The organism is Hydrogenophaga pseudoflava NBRC 102511, assembly GCF_001592285.1.
Lineage (GTDB): Bacteria > Pseudomonadota > Gammaproteobacteria > Burkholderiales > Burkholderiaceae_C > Hydrogenophaga > Hydrogenophaga pseudoflava.
In genome coordinates, this window is sequence record NZ_BCWQ01000017.1 from 85836 (window position 1) to 100758 (window position 14923).

Here is a 14923-nt window from a genome sequence, read left to right on the forward strand (position 1 = left end):
CGTGATCGAAGCTGACATTTTTGTAATCTGACCGACAGGGAAGTGACGAACTCGCGCCGCCAGAATCCGCACCACTTGATCTGCATCAAAAGGAGCGAAAGCAGTGAAATCTTTGTTTTGTCACCGAGCCACAAGCCAACTACTGGTGGCGGGCCTGTTGGCCCTGCCGCTGGCGCTCTCAGCGCAAACGGCCAGCCCTTCGCAAGAACCCGACTGGCGCCGGGCCAACGACGCGGTGGGTGCACTCAAGCGTGGGCATGCCGACGTGCTCAAGTGGGAACAGGCCAATGCGGGGGCGTCCACCACGACGCCGGGTAGTACCACGGGTGTTGCCATTCCCAACGCAGAGGCCGCAGTTCGTATGGCCTGGACGGTCCATCGTGAACTGGCTCGTCCATTGTCGAAACTGGGTCCCCTGAATGAACAACTGATCGCAGAAGGCCGCTGGACAGAACTCGACTCCAGCCTACAACGGCGCGTCGAAGATGCTGGTGAGGTGCTGGAGGTGGCTGCAGCGGGGCGCAAAGCCTGGGTTGAAGCTGTGGCCGCTCAACAGGTTCTGAAACACCAGCGCGACATGATGGAGGCCGCCCAGGCCGCCCTTGAACTGGGGCAGCGCATGGTGACGGTGGGCAACTGGAGCAAGTTGCAACTGTCGCAAGTTCAACTCGCGGCATCGACCGCCCGCATGAATCTCCGGCGGGCGCAGCAAGCCGCCGCCCAGGCCCAAAACAAATTGGTCAAGACGATGGGGCAAACGGGTTTGCAGGATGGGTTTGTGCTCCCAGACCAGCTTCCCGCCATCCCGGCGCAGGCCATGACGGAAGCCGATCTGCAAAAGCGTGCCGACGCGATCCGCAACCAATTGCCTGGAGCTGAGAGCCTGCGCAACCGAGCGCTGGCCAGAGGCGCCATGAAGGTTTACTGGGCCGCCCATGCGCTGGCGCAGGACAGCCAAGGGGATGTGCTGAAGACCCGTGAGTTCATCACCGAAGAAACGGTGCTGCACTACAACGGCATGCTCAAAAGCGTCTGGGATCTGCTGGACGAGGTGCGCAACCAGTCCCAAGCCACGGTAGACGCCATTGGCGCACAGCGCGACTTCTGGATCGCCGAGACCGATCTTCAGTGGGTCTTGCAGGGCGGAGAACCGGACAGCTTCGTCTCGCTGGGTGGTGCCGGTGGAGATGCACCGACTGCGGCCGCACATTGAAAGGACACAACACATGACAAACACAAACTCCAGACGACAGTTTTTTGCCGGCGCCGCCGCATCCGTGGCCGGCTTGGCCGTGGCCCGTTCCGCTTTGGCTGGTTTGCCCGAGCCCGTCATCCAGACTTCGGTGGAGACGGCGCCACCCTTGATCCCGACGACCGGTCGGCCCTACAACCCGGTGGTCACGCTCAACGGGTGGACCTTGCCCTGGCGCATGAACAACGGCGTCAAGGAATTCCACCTGGTGGCCGAACCGGTGGTGCGCGAGGTCTCGCCGGGCTTCAAGGTCAACATGTGGGGTTACAACGGCCAGAGCCCAGGCCCAACCATCGAAGTGGTCGAGGGCGACCGCGTGCGCATCTTCGTGACCAACAAGCTGCCCGAGCACACCACCATCCACTGGCATGGCCAGCGCCTCCCCAGCGGCATGGATGGCGTCGGCGGTCTGAACCAGCGCGCCATCCCCGTGGGGAAGACCTATGTGTATGAATTCGAGGCACGGCGCCCCGGCACCTTCATGTACCACCCGCACGCCGACGAGATGGTGCAGATGGCCATGGGCATGATGGGCATGTGGGTGACCCACCCGAAGGCCAAACACCCGCACATCAGCGAGGTGGACCGGGACTTCTGCTTCCTGCTCAATGCGTTTGACGTGGAGCCCGGCAGCAAGACGCCCAAGATCAACACCATGACGGACTTCAACATCTGGTGCTGGAACAGCCGGGTGTTCCCGGCCATCGACACGCTGAACGTGCGATTGAACGACCGGGTGCGCATCCGGGTGGGCAACCTCACCATGACCAACCACCCGATCCATCTGCATGGTCACGAATTCCTGGTCACCGGCACCGATGGCGGGCCGACGCCACCGTCCACCCGCTGGTACGAGGTCACCACCGATGTGGCCGTGGGGCAGATGCGCCAGATCGAGCTGATCGCCGACGAAGAAGGTGACTGGGCCATGCATTGCCACAAGAGCCACCACACCATGAACGCCATGGGGCACGACGTGCCCACGATGATTGGCGTGGACCACCGCGGCCTGGTCAAGAAGATCCAGAAGGTGGCGCCCGACTACATGCTCATGGGTGAACGCGGCATGGCCGACATGGGCGAAATGCAGATGCCCATTCCCGACAACACGGCCCCCATGATGACCGGCACCGGCCAGTTCGGCCCGCTGGAGATGGGCGGCATGTTCACGGTCTTCAAGGTCCGCAAGGACCAGAAGCCGGGTGACTACAAGGACCCAGGCCCGTACAAGTTCCCCGAAGGCACCGTGGCCTACGAGTGGAACGGCGCACTTCCCCCGACACCGCGTCCTGCGGCCAGCAGCGACACCACACCGGCCACCGCCCAGGCGATCAAGCCCACCGCCAAAGGCATGTCGCACTGAGCGCTCAGCGTATCCAAGTTCTCCTCAACTGTTTCCCAACCACAACCCTGAAAGACAACCATGAAATTCGTCAAGTTCAATAGCGCTTCCCGTGCTGGCTTTGTTTTCGCTGCTGCGGCTTTGGCAGCTTCCGCCACGTTCGCTGGTGGCACCCACGGCGGTGGGCACGATGAGTCGCCGATCGGCGAGGCCGGTGTCGCCGCAAACGTCACACGCACGATTGAAGTGGACGCCGCAGACAGCATGCGCTTCACGCCTTCGAACGTGTCGGTGAAAAAGGGTGAAACCATCCGTTTCGTCATCAAGAACTCCGGCAAAGTGCCGCATGAGTTCAGTCTCGGAACGGAAAAGGAGCTCAAAGAGCACTACGAGGTCATGAAGAAGAACCCGGGCATGGAGCACGAAGAAGCCAACAAGATCTCGCTCAAGCCTGGCAAGCAAGGTGAAGTTATCTGGCGCTTCACCAAGCCCGGCGTGGTGAACTTCGCCTGCTTGCATGTGGGCCACTACGAGGCCGGCATGAAGGGCCAGGTCAAGGTGGCAGCCAAGTAAGCGGCTTTCCGATCATCACAACCTCTACCCAACGACACAAGGATTCACGATGAAACTGCGACTGGTTCTGAGTGCAACCGCTCTGGCCTTCACGGCCTTTGCAGTCAACCCCGTGTTCGCTCAGATGAACATGGACCACGGAAAAATGGGCATGGCAGCCATGCCCGGCATGACCGACGGCGAGGTCCGCAGGATCGACAAAGAGGCGGGCAAGATCACCATCAAGCACGGTGAAATCAAGCACATGGAAATGCCTGGCATGACCATGGTCTTCGTGGTCAAGGACAAGGCCTTGCTGGAGAAGACCAGCGTCGGCGCCAAGATTCAGTTCATGGCCACGAACGAGAACGGTCAGATGACGGTGACGGACATCCAACCGGCGAAGTGATCCTTCACCGTTTCAAGTCACTCCGGTTAGCTGCGGCCGTCCTTGCTCTGGCAGGGGTTGCCGCAGCCTTTTTCGGGTGGCGATCTCCTGACCTCTTCCGATCAGAGCCTGTCGGGCTGCTTCGACCTGACGACGCCGTGATGCTCAAGCAAGGCGCGCTGATCTACCAGGTCCGCTGTGCCAGTTGCCATGGCGTGAAGCTGGAGGGTCAAGCCAACTGGAGAGAAAGGGCCCCAGACGGGCGATTGCCAGCGCCGCCCCATGACGAAAGCGGTCACACCTGGCACCACCCGGACGATGTGCTGTTTCAGCTAACCAAGGACGGCGTGGCGAAAGCCGCAGGGCTAGCGGACTACGCGACCAACATGCCCGCCTTCGGCGATTCCATCAGCGACGCCGACATCGTCGCCGTGCTGTCCTGGATCAAATCCCAGTGGCCACCCGAGACCCGCTCCCAGCACGACGAGCTCAACCGCCAGGCGAGCCAGCGTTCGCAACACTGAATCTGACTTTTTTGTCATCCTCGGGTCATCTTGCCGACCCTGATCGATTTCTACAGTGACTGCATGGCGTGAAGGTGTGACACGCACCACCCGGTGACCGATCACCTCCATGCCAGCTCTGGCAATCCCGCCAGCAGCCAGTCATGAAAGGAAATGGACATGTCCAAGTTGATTCGCTCTCTGGTGGCAGCCGCCATCGCCGGCATTGCGTTCGCGGCCGCTGCGCAGCAAACCGCAGACCATACCCAGCACCACCCGTCCACCTCGGCGGCCAGCACCGCAACCCAACAAATCGCACCTCAGGCCGGTATGCCCATGGGCATGTCTTCGATGCCGCAGATGCAGGAGCACATGCAGCAGCACATGGTCACCATGCAGGCACTTCGCGCCAAGATGGCCGCGGCCAAAACGCCGGCCGACCGCCAGTCTCTGATGGCAGAGCACATGAAGGCGATGCAGGAGGGCATGGACATGATGAAGGGTATGAAGTCCATGGGTGGCATGTCTGGCATGCCGGGGATGGGGACGCCTGGCGCCGCCACGCCGGACCTGACCCAGCGCCATCAAATGATGGAGATGCGCATGGACATGATGCAGAACATGATGGAAATGATGATGCAGCGCATGCCGCAGTCGCCTGCCAGCACCGGTGCCCAGTGACCGCGTCGACGTTCTGACGCAGCGCCAGCTTTCGTTTTCATTCAGGAGATTTTGTGATGTCGATGTATTCGCGGCGGCAGTTTCTGGGTAGCGTGGGTGCTCTGGGGGCCGCGACGGCCTGCCCAGGCATCTGGGCGGCCACCCTTGCCCAGTCAGGCCTGTCCTCAGAACAGATCCTTCGCCTTGAGGCACAGGCGGCGGGTTTCTCCAACCCCTTGCGACTCCCGGGAAGCAGTGGTCTCTTTGGCGTTCTGCCTGCGACAGACTTCAAGAAAGTCCATGTGGTCCGCAGCGAGATTGAAGTGTTGCCGGGGCAGCGCACACCCATCCTGGCCTATGCCGTGGAATCGGGTGGCAAGAAGTTCCTCAACCCGGCGCTTCTGGCCCGCCGTGGCGACGAGATGCGGGTGAAGCTGATCAATCACATCGATCAACCGACGGTCATTCACTGGCATGGCCTGGGTGTCGACTCCCGCAACGACGGCAATGGCCTCGACGTCGTGGCGCCGGGCCAGAGCATGGACTATGCGTTCGCCTTGCAGGACCGTTCGTCGATGTACTGGTACCACCCCCACGCCCACGGATACATTCCTCAGCAGGCCTATCACGGCCTGGCCAGCCTGCTGTTTGTCGAAGACGACGATGAAGCCGCCCTGCGCAAGGAGTTGGCGCTGGCGCTGGGGGAATCCGAAATCCCGCTGGTGCTCCAGGACAAGGAGTTCGATGCGCAAGGGCGCCTCCAGTACGCGCCCAGCGCCGCCCAGTCTTTCGGTGGCTGGGTGGGCAGCCGGCTGATGGTCAACCTGACCGAGCGTCCCCACCTGAAGGCCGGGCGTCGCATCGTGCGCTTTCGCATCCTCAACGGCAGCAACGCGCGCAGCTACCGGCTCGCGTTCCTGCAGGACGGCAAGGCGCTGGGCTTCTACCTGGCGGGCACGGACGGTGGCCTGCTCGCGCAGCCCTTGCGTATCGATCAGACCTTTCTCTCCCCGGGCCAGCGGCTGGATGTGCTGGTGGATTTCCGGGAAGCCAACCCCACCCGCCCGGTGACCCTGGCATCCTTGCCCTTCGACCCGATGCACCAGGAGGGTGGTCATGACATGGCCGCGATGGACCACAGCCAGCATGGGGCGGCACAAGGCGCCGCCTCGCCCGTGGCGATGGCCATGGAAGGCGATGCACTGGCGCTGATGCGCATCGACCTGGAGCCGTCCAGCACACCCTACGACCGCCGTCTGCCTGCACGCCTGTCCAGCCTCACCGCTCCGGCTGAGCCGGCGGGCGCTGCGCGGCGCATGCAACTGGGCCACGATGGCAAGGGCCACTGGACGATCAACGGCGGGGTGTTCGACCACGCTGCGGTCCCATTGACCGTCCAGCGGGGCACGCGTGAAACCTGGCTGATCGAGAACGCCGAACGCAGCATGCCGCACCCCATGCACCTGCACGGGTTCTCGTTCCGGGTGCTCGAACGCCTGGGCAGTCCCGCGCTGGTTCGCACCCTGGCCGGTGCACGCGGCCTGCTGCCTCAGGACCAGGGCGTGGTCGACACCCTGCAGGTGTGGCCAGGTGAATCCGTGCGCATCGCCATCGACTTTTCGCATGCGCACCAAGGCGATCAGGACTACGTCTTTCACTGCCACACGCTTGAACACGCCGAGGCGGGAATGATGATGCGATACGCGGTCAAAGCCTAGCCAACGGAGCACCAGACACCATGAACCACGATGACAACGAACCCCATGTGCCTTCTTTCTGGCGGCGCCCAGCCGGCATGGCGCTGGCGACAGCTGCCTTGATCGCCGGGTTCTATCTGCTGCGCGAGCACTGGGGCCATGTCACGGGCTACTGGCCCTACCTGCTGTTGCTGGCGTGCCCGCTGATGCACCTGATGCATGGGCACGGCAACCATGCACAGACGCCACGGCGCACCTACAACGACAAGGAATAGGGCCATGGACATGCATGCACAGCATCACCACGACAACCACCCGCCGCCCCAGCCCGTCTCGCCCACCGATCTCAAGGACCCGGTGTGCGGCATGAAGGTCACGGCGCAGTCGGCGCACACGTTGAAACACGAAGGTCGTCCCTACTACTTCTGCAGTGCCAAGTGCCAAGGCAAGTTCGCGGCCAACCCGCTGCAGTACCTGGTGTCCACGGCGCCTGCAGACTCCGCGCCAGCGGCTGCCGGCACGGTCTATACCTGCCCGATGCACCCCGAGATTCGCCAGGAGCATCCAGGCAACTGCCCCAAGTGCGGCATGACGCTGGAGCCCCTGCTGCCGGAACTCGAAGACGACGACAACCCCGAGTTGCGCGATTTCCAGCGCCGCTTCTGGTGGACGCTGCCGCTGACCGTGATGGTCTTTGTGCTCGCCATGTTCGGCCACCGCCTCCAGTGGATGGACATGACCGTGCAGAGCTGGGTCGAGCTGGTCTTGTCCATTCCCATCGTCCTGTGGGCCGGCTGGCCGTTCTTCTCGCGTGGCTGGCAATCGGTGATGAACCGCAGTCCCAACATGTGGACCTTGATCGGGCTGGGCACGGGGGCCGCGTTTGTCTACAGCGTGGTCGCGACGGTCACGCCACAGGTGTTCCCGGACTCGTTCATCTCCATGGGCCGCGTCGCCGTGTACTTCGAGGCCGCCGCTGTGATCATCTCGCTCACGCTGCTGGGCCAGGTGCTCGAACTCAAGGCACGGTCGCAGACTTCGGCCGCCATCAAGTCGCTGTTGGGCCTGGCGCCCAAAACCGCCCGCCGCATCCGCGCCGACGGCACGGAAGAGGACGTGCCGCTGACCCATGTGCACGTGGGTGACTTGCTGCGTGTGCGCCCCGGCGAAAAAGTCCCGGTGGACGGCGAGGTGACCGAAGGCGGCAGTTCGGTCGATGAATCCATGCTCACGGGCGAGCCGATGCCAGTGGCCAAACGGGTGGGCGACAAGGTGATTGGTGCCACGCTTAACACCAGCGGCGCGCTGGTGATGCGCAGTGAGCGCGTGGGTGCGTCCACCATGCTGTCGCAGATCGTGCAGATGGTGGCCCAGGCACAGCGTTCCCGCGCGCCGATGCAGCGCATGGCCGACGTGGTGGCGGGCTACTTCGTCGTCACGGTGGTGGGCATTGCCTTGCTGACTTTCTTCGGCTGGGGCCTGTTCGGCCCCGAGCCGCGCTGGGTGTTCGGCCTGATCAATGCGGTGTCGGTGCTGATCATTGCCTGTCCCTGCGCCCTCGGTCTGGCCACACCCATGTCCATCATGGTCGCGACCGGTCGGGGCGCCACGCACGGCGTGTTGTTCCGGGACGCCGCGGCGATCGAGAACATGCGCAAGATCGACACCCTCATCATCGACAAGACCGGCACCCTGACCGAGGGCCGCCCGAGTTTCGAGCGCGCTATTCCCGCGCCCGGTTTTGAAGCCAACGAGGTGCTGCGCCTGGCCGCCAGCCTGGACCAGGGCAGCGAGCACCCGCTGGCCGAAACCATCGTGCGCGCCGCCCGCGAACGCGGGATGGCGCTGGACAAACCCGAGAACTTCGAATCCGGCTCGGGCATCGGCGTGCGTGGTCAGGTGGCCGGGCGCCAGCTGGCGCTGGGCAACACCACGCTGATGGAACAGCTCGGTGTCTCCGTCGCGGCGCTGGTGCCACAGGCCGAGGCCTTGCGCGCAGAAGGTGCCAGCGTGATGCACCTGGCCGTGAATGGCCAGCTGATGGGCCTGCTGGCGGTGTCCGATCCGGTCAAGGCCAGCACGCCGGAGGCCTTGGCGACCCTCAAGGCATCGGGTCTGCGCATCGTGATGGCGACCGGTGACGGCCTGACCACGGCCCAGGCTGTGGCCGCCCGCCTGGGCATCGACGAGGTGCATGGCGAGGTCAAGCCGGCTGACAAGCTGCTGCTGGTCGAGCGCTTGCAGAAAGAAGGCCGCGTGGTGGCCATGGCCGGTGATGGCATCAACGATGCGCCGGCACTGGCCAAGGCCGATGTGGGCGTGGCCATGGGGACCGGGACCGACGTGGCGATGAACAGCGCGCAGGTGACCCTGGTCAAAGGCGATCTGCGCGGGATTGCTATAGCGCGGGCGCTGTCGGAAGCGACCGTGGGCAACATGAAGCAGAACCTGGTGTTTGCCTTTTTGTACAACGCACTGGGCATCCCGGTGGCCGCCGGTGTGCTGTACCCGTTGACGGGCTGGCTGCTGTCGCCCTTGATTGCTGCGCTGGCCATGAGCCTGAGCTCTGTGTCGGTTATTGGCAATGCGCTGCGCCTCAGGTCGGCACGGCTCTAGCGCAGGCTCACCCTACAACGAGGTCTGACCATGGACATTGTTGCGCATGGGGTGTGGGTGGGCCTTGGCGCAGCGTGGATGCATAGGCATCGACGCCTGGACCGTCGCACTGCAACCCTGGCGATCGGTATGGCGGTGGTGCCTGATCTGGTCCAGTTGCTTCCTCTGGGATACCTTGCACTGCTCACTTCGAATGGCTGGTCTGTCCTGCAGGCCTATGCCAATGCGCTGCCGGGCTATGAGCCGGCGATGTCTCCAACCATCACGGCACTCACGCACCACCTGCATTGTGTGATGCACAGCGCCTTGGTGGCCGGTGTGGTCACTGCCGGCTGCTGGCTGTGGTTGAGACGCCTCTGGATACCTTTGCTGGGCTGGTGGTCCCACATCCTGATCGATGTCTTTACCCACTCGGCTGATTTCTACCCATCCCCGGTTTTTTATCCGGTGACCTATTGGGGGTTCGACGGTATAGCGTGGAACACCCCGTGGTTCATGGTGGTCAACTATCTGGCTATGTTGGCTGTTGCCACCGTGATGTTCCGCCACAAATAGAAAAGCCACCCCAAGACAGGGTGGCTGTTTCTGCGCAGAGGTCGCGATCAGTTGTGGTGACCCTTGCGCGCCAGGATATCAAGACGAGCGACTTCGTTGCCCACCGTGCTGATCTTCTGACCGTCCACCGATTGAACGACCTCTCCTTTGGCGAGGTATGCAGTGCGTCCAAATTGGTTGGTTTTGGCCATGTTCCCGTCCTTGAAGACGTACAAGGTCTCGCCATTGACCAGCGGCACCGTCTGCTTGGCCTCGGATTGGGCCGCATCCATGGCAAAAGCCGGGAGGGTTGCGGCGAGCGAAAGGACGAGGATGTTGAACTTGCGAATCATGGTTGCTCCTGAAAGTTTCACGTTGATCGGGTGATGCAACGAGGTACCGTGTACAGATGCAATGTAGTGAGGTGCGGGTGACCGCTAGCTTGCCTGCAGATGACAGTTTTGACTGCTATTTGTCAGCCCGTCACGCCGTCGTAGAACAGCTTCCAGCGGCCCTGTTCTTTGCCCCAATACTGGCGCTTGACCAGCCCGCGTGTCTCCCCCGCCACGACCTCGGCAAAGTTGACCACCGTGACTTCGGTGCCGCGCTTCCAGCGAAAGATCGACACCTCCTTGAGATCGATGCGCCGGTTCTGGCGCGTTGGCGCTGCAGCGCGCACCAGCGTCTTGAGCGGCCGGTCCTGCACCCCTTCGTCTGCCTGGAAATCTCGGGTGGACAGGGCCTGGATCGTCGCCCGGTCGCCCAATGACCTGGCTTCCGTCCAGCGGGAGAGCAACTCGCGGAACTCCGCTCTGTGGCTGGAGAGCGTGTCCGGTCTGACCCAAGTCACCTCGTCGGCAATGATGACCGGCGTGCGGCGCGGCTCCAGCTCGCGCATGAGGTAGGCCATGTCGTCGTTGGCCAAGGCGACACAACCTTCGGTGGCGTAGGGGCTGCGGACGTAGGACACGCGAGGAACGCCATGCAACCATATGCCGCCGCCCGTGCGGCCCATCCGGCGGTCGTGCTCGTTAGGGTAGTTCAGCGGCAGCGCGCCGATGCCGTACAGCTCTTCGACCTGCTGGTCGTCCAGCCGGCTGGTGATGTGGTACACACCCAGCGGCGTGCGCAGATCGCCTTCCACCTCTTTGTCGAACCCCGCTCGACCGATGGATGCATAGAAACTGCGGATCAGCTGCAGGCCGCCGGACTGCTGCGCGAACACATAGACCCGTGAATGGCTGGCGTCCACGACGACCACATGCCGAACATTGCGGGCAAGCTCCAGCACCTGCTCCGGCACGGTGCCGGGCGGTGGCATCTCTCTGAGCGAACCCAAGCGCCGGGTGGCCTCGGCGCGCAGTTTTTGCAGTTGCTCCCGAACCGCGGGAGGGCCATCCGTCACCGTGGCGAAGCTGGGAAGCGTTCCACTCTGGGCCATCAGAAGGTCCCCGTAAACGAGTTGTCCCAACTGGAAACCTGGCACGTCACGCACCAGCGCCGCAGCCAATGGCAGGGCTTGCCGGTCCCCGGCTGCGATGGCGCGGTAGACCGCGATGAGGCGTGCTTCCGGCGACGAACGCAATGAGCCGGCCAGAACAGCGCCATCGTTCAGGCTGCTCCTGGGGGTCTGGCCGCTGGCTTGCCCGAATGGCAGGACCAGAGACGCACCCGCGAGCGCGGCTCGGGAGAGCAACTTTCGTCGGGTGGTGACCCGATCGGGTGGTACCAACATGGCGTCGTTCTGTCCAAAGGTCATTGCGCGTGGGCCAGGGCGACGGAAGCGGCCATGGCGAGTTGTTCCCGCATGGCCTTGGACTCCTGCTTGAAGCCGGGCAGCTGGGCCACCGCAACGGTCGAGACCGATGGATCGCTGGCGATCCGCGACGGGTTGGTTTGCACGCCTTTGACGAGGTATTCAAAGTGCAGGTTCGGGCCTGTCGCCGTTCCGGTGGAGCCGACCGTTCCGATGGTCTGGCCTTGCTGCACGCGTTGGCCCAAGCGGACGGTGATGCGTTCCATGTGTGCATACGCGGTGGCGGCCTTGTCGGGGTGCTGGATCACGACGTAGTTGCCATAGCCACCCTGGCGACCGGCGAAGCTCACCACGCCGTCGGCCACGGTTCGGATCGGGGTTCCGGCCGGCGCGCCGTAGTCCGTGCCCTTGTGGGCTTTTTGCCCCCCGAACACAGGGTGGATGCGTGGCCCGTAAGAACTGGTGACCCTGGAAAACGCCAGGGGCGATGCCAGGTAGGCGCGTCGCTGACTCTCCCCATCGAGGCTGACGAACTCGCCCGCTTTGCCGGGCGCCCGGAACCACATGGCCTGGTGTGTTTCCTGGCCGCTCTGAATCTCGGCGCCCAGCAACTGCCCTGCGAACAGGATTTCACCATCCAGCTCGAAGGCTTCATAGACCAGGCCGACACGCGCGCCTCGCCGCAGGTCGCGCTGGAAGTCGAGGTCCCCGGAAAAAGCCTCCACCGTCTGCGCGGCGATGGCATCCGGAATGTCGGCCTGATCGGTGGCCGCGTAGAACGAGGAGCGAATGGTGAGCGAGCCAAACTGCACCAGGCGACGTGGCGTGGGCTGTTCGAGTCGGGCGTTGAATCCTCCGTCCTGCTGTTCCACCACCAGTCGGCTGACGCGCTGGTTGTTGGCGTCCACCCAGCGCACCGACAAGGTCTTCAATTGCCCCTCGGGGGTCCGGGTGACAGAAGCCAGCTTGCCAGATGCACCGGTCAGCAGCAGGCGCGATGTGACGTCACGCGCGAGAAAGCTCTGTGCTTCACGATCATCGACACCCAGCCGTTTGAGCAAGGCCTGGAGGGAGTCGTCACGGCGGGTGAGCTGCGATTGGTGAATCAGGAACTCGGGCGTCGATGCCGTCAGCGCAGGCTCCGCCAGAGGCGCATCCACGGTCTCCACCACCTGCCGAACCGGCCACTGGGCCGCGTCGGGCAAGTTGGGTGAGACGCCAAAGGCCACGACACCCGTGCCCAGCATCAGGCTGCCCAGGGCCGCCAGCACGGGCCGTCGGTGGCTTTGGATCAGTGTTTTCAAAGGGAGCAAGTGGACTGGCTTCATGGCAGGACAGACGGTGGCTTTGCCAAGGCTTGACGCGCCTCAAGCATTGGACAAAAGGATCTGGATGTCCGACGCGATCGTGGCGGCATCGGTTCCGTAGGCGGAAAACAGGCGGACCCGGGCTTCGGTGTCGAAGATGTACTTGCCTGCCGAATGGTCCATGGTGTAGGAGGTCGGGGTCGAGCCCGGGACCTTCTTGTAGTAGATCTTGAAGCCCGCCGCGACGTCCTTGAGTTCGTCGGGCTCGGGCCGCAACGCGATGAAGCTCGGGTCAAAGTTCGCCATGTACTCCTTGAGCAGCGCCTGCGTGTCCCGCTCGGGGTCCACCGTGATGAAGAGCACCTGCAACTGGTCACCCTGAGCGCCCAGCAGGCGCTTGACTTCCGCCATGGTGGTCATCGAGGTGGGGCAGACGTCCGGACACTGCGTGAAGCCGAAGAAAACGACCGCGATCTTGCCCTTGAAGTCCTTCATCGTCCTCAGGTTGCCAAGGTGATCCTTGAGCCGCAGATCCTGGGCGAAGGAGGCGCCGGTCACATCGGTGCTCTTGAACTTGGGAGCTTCTGGTGAACAGGCCATCAACGCAGGGATACCTGCCAAGCAAGCGAGAGACGTCTGAACAAATCGCCGACGGTCGATGGACGAGTCGTCTGAAATGGTTGAAGAGCGCTGTGTCATGTCACTTCCTGGCTTTGGCTACTTCTTCGGCCACGAGCGCCATCAACTGCTGATCGCCAAAAGACGGCAGTCCGCGGCCATTGACGAAGAACGTGGGCGTCTTGGTCACTTCCAGGGCGGTCAGGTCCTCGATGTCCTGCTTCAAAACTCCGTCAATGGCCGGAGTCTGTGCGTCGGCCTGTGCCTTGGCGATGTCCAGACCAGCATCTTGCGCTGCGCGGTACGCCAGATCGAGGTTGGGCTTGCCGTGGTCGGCCCATTGGGGCTGGGCGGCCAGCACCATCTCCAGCACGGGCAGGTATTTGTCCTGCAGTTTGGCGGCCTCCAGCAGTTTGACCACCTGATCGGAGCCCGCATGGAAGGGGGCGTACCGGATCACCAGGCGCACATCGTTCGGGTACTGCTTGAGGATGTCTTTGACGATGGGGTAGAAGGCGCGGCAGGTTTCGCACGCAGGGTCAAAGAACTCGACGATGGTGACCGGCGCGTTGCGCGGCCCAAAGACCGGCGAATGGAAGCGGACCAGGCGGTTGTCTGCCTGGCTGCCCGACGGGTTGACCGGCTGACCGGTGGACTCTTTGACGACCTGATTGACCTTTTCCGCCTGCGAGTTCTGGACCCGCTTCTGGTAGGCATTCATGCCCAGGAAGAAGAACACCAGGACGATGGCGACCAGGGCTGCGACGGTGATTTTTTTGGAATTCATCGGGAGGACTTTCTGAGGTAGACGACGAGAAGGATGACCAGCGCCAAGAACGCGGCCAATGACAGCCAGGGAATCTGGACACCATTGAGGATTTCGAGCTTCTGGTCCGCGCAAGACACCCCTGCGCTGCACGGCACCCAGGCTTTGGGGATCAGGCCCGCGACCAGCAGGGTGTGGTAGCCGGCCATGGCCAGACCGCCCAAGGCCAGGGCCAGGGCATAGACGGCGCCCCGGCGGTCATCGTTGAAACAGGCGATGCCCAGAACGATGGCGATGGGGAACATGAAGATGCGCTGGTACCAGCACAGCACGCAGGGCGTCATGCCCATGACTTCACCGATGAACAGCGCGCCCAGGGTGGCAGTGGTCGCCACCAGCCAGGCCATCAGCAGCAGGGTCCAGTCCTTCTTCATGGTTCGCTCCGGGTCTTGGCGGACGACAGTGGCAACGACATCAATCCCCAGCCGATCACGGCCAGGACGATGAAGACATCCGCCAGGTTGAACGCCGGCCAGTGCAGACCGCGCCAGTGCACGTCCAGGAAGTCGGTCACCGCGCCGTTGAAAACGCGATCCAGGAGGTTGCCTGTTCCACCGGCCACGATCAGTGACCCGACCAGACGATCCAGGGGGGTGGCGTGTTTGACCAGGCTGGTGAAGGTGATGGGAACCACCACCAGGATGCTGATGGCAATGAGAAACCAGCGCTGCCAGCCACCCGCATCCGCGAAGAGCGAAAAAGCGGCCCCCTCGTTCAGGGCATGAACCAGGTTGAACCAGCTCGTCACCTCCACCGATGATCCAAAGGGAATCGTCGCGGCGAAGTAGGCCTTGGTCATCTGGTCCAAAGCGATCATGCCCCCCACTGCGAAGAGCCAGAGCAAGCGGGGGTGGGCCCGCCAAAGAGAAAAA

17 protein-coding genes are annotated in these 14923 nt (G+C 63.1%); 10 read left to right on the top strand and 7 right to left on the bottom strand.

The genetic code is table 11. The annotated features are described in order from the left end of the window. Nucleotides 1-103 precede the first annotated feature (103 nt). From HPS01S_RS18895 to HPS01S_RS18940, 10 genes are all read left to right on the top strand, one after another. Nucleotides 104-1213, top strand: coding sequence for a TolC family protein (locus HPS01S_RS18895; RefSeq protein ID WP_127806696.1), 1110 nt, complete (start codon nt 104-106; stop codon nt 1211-1213). 13 nt (nt 1214-1226) lie between these two features. Next, nucleotides 1227-2615 carry a multicopper oxidase family protein gene (locus tag HPS01S_RS18900; protein ID WP_066159741.1) on the top strand — a complete coding sequence of 463 codons (1389 nt, stop codon included), beginning with the start codon at nt 1227-1229 and terminating at the stop codon, nt 2613-2615. A gap of 60 nt (nt 2616-2675) precedes the next feature. Next, entirely contained in the window at nt 2676-3167 is a 492-nt protein-coding gene (locus tag HPS01S_RS18905; protein ID WP_066159744.1) for a cupredoxin domain-containing protein, read from the top strand. A gap of 49 nt (nt 3168-3216) precedes the next feature. Next, nucleotides 3217-3555, top strand: a complete 339-nt coding sequence (locus HPS01S_RS18910; protein WP_066159747.1) for a copper-binding protein — start codon at nt 3217-3219, stop codon at nt 3553-3555. A 140-nt stretch (nt 3556-3695) separates the two neighbouring features. Then, on the top strand, nt 3696-4058 hold the full coding sequence (locus HPS01S_RS18915; RefSeq protein WP_084397532.1) for a c-type cytochrome: 363 nt from the start codon (nt 3696-3698) through the stop codon (nt 4056-4058). A gap of 159 nt (nt 4059-4217) precedes the next feature. Beyond that, nucleotides 4218-4718, top strand: a complete 501-nt coding sequence (locus HPS01S_RS18920; protein ID WP_084397553.1) for a hypothetical protein — start codon at nt 4218-4220, stop codon at nt 4716-4718. Between the two features lie 281 nt (nt 4719-4999). Beyond that, a complete protein-coding gene (locus tag HPS01S_RS18925) occupies nt 5000-6415 on the top strand; it encodes a multicopper oxidase family protein (RefSeq protein ID WP_066159752.1) in 1416 nt (471 codons plus the stop codon). Nucleotides 6416-6435: 20 nt separating this feature from the next. After that, nucleotides 6436-6669, top strand: a complete 234-nt coding sequence (locus HPS01S_RS18930) for a DUF2933 domain-containing protein (protein ID WP_066159755.1) — start codon at nt 6436-6438, stop codon at nt 6667-6669. 4 nt (nt 6670-6673) lie between these two features. Continuing rightward, complete coding sequence (locus HPS01S_RS18935) at nt 6674-9010, top strand: heavy metal translocating P-type ATPase (RefSeq protein ID WP_084397535.1); 2337 nt, start codon at nt 6674-6676, stop codon at nt 9008-9010. A gap of 30 nt (nt 9011-9040) precedes the next feature. Then, nucleotides 9041-9565: a metal-dependent hydrolase gene (locus tag HPS01S_RS18940; RefSeq protein WP_127806697.1), complete on the top strand. Its 525-nt coding sequence runs from the start codon at nt 9041-9043 to the stop codon at nt 9563-9565. A 47-nt stretch (nt 9566-9612) separates the two neighbouring features. Here HPS01S_RS18940 and HPS01S_RS18945 read toward each other — a convergent pair whose 3' ends face one another. The 7 genes from HPS01S_RS18945 to lspA all read right to left on the bottom strand — a co-directional run bounded on the left by HPS01S_RS18945 (nt 9613) and on the right by lspA (nt 14850). Then, the gene (locus HPS01S_RS18945) at nt 9613-9897 is read right to left on the bottom strand and encodes a CopK family periplasmic copper-binding protein (protein ID WP_066159762.1); all 285 of its coding nucleotides are present in this window, start codon (nt 9895-9897) and stop codon (nt 9613-9615) included. A 122-nt stretch (nt 9898-10019) separates the two neighbouring features. Further along, nucleotides 10020-11279 carry a L,D-transpeptidase family protein gene (locus tag HPS01S_RS18950; protein ID WP_164868434.1) on the bottom strand — a complete coding sequence of 420 codons (1260 nt, stop codon included), beginning with the start codon at nt 11277-11279 and terminating at the stop codon, nt 10020-10022. A 20-nt stretch (nt 11280-11299) separates the two neighbouring features. Then, nucleotides 11300-12571, bottom strand: coding sequence for a M23 family metallopeptidase (locus HPS01S_RS18955; protein WP_066159768.1), 1272 nt, complete (start codon nt 12569-12571; stop codon nt 11300-11302). Between the two features lie 96 nt (nt 12572-12667). After that, a complete protein-coding gene (locus tag HPS01S_RS18960) occupies nt 12668-13207 on the bottom strand; it encodes an SCO family protein (RefSeq protein WP_066159771.1) in 540 nt (179 codons plus the stop codon). 100 nt (nt 13208-13307) lie between these two features. Next, nucleotides 13308-14012, bottom strand: coding sequence for a DsbA family protein (locus tag HPS01S_RS18965; protein ID WP_066159774.1), 705 nt, complete (start codon nt 14010-14012; stop codon nt 13308-13310). Further along, entirely contained in the window at nt 14009-14425 is a 417-nt protein-coding gene (locus HPS01S_RS18970) for a disulfide bond formation protein B (RefSeq protein WP_066159776.1), read from the bottom strand. The genes HPS01S_RS18965 and HPS01S_RS18970 overlap by 4 nt, the downstream gene beginning before the upstream one ends. After that, entirely contained in the window at nt 14422-14850 is a 429-nt protein-coding gene (lspA, locus tag HPS01S_RS18975) for a signal peptidase II (protein WP_241559594.1), read from the bottom strand. The genes HPS01S_RS18970 and lspA overlap by 4 nt, the downstream gene beginning before the upstream one ends. Nucleotides 14851-14923: the final 73 nt, after the last annotated feature.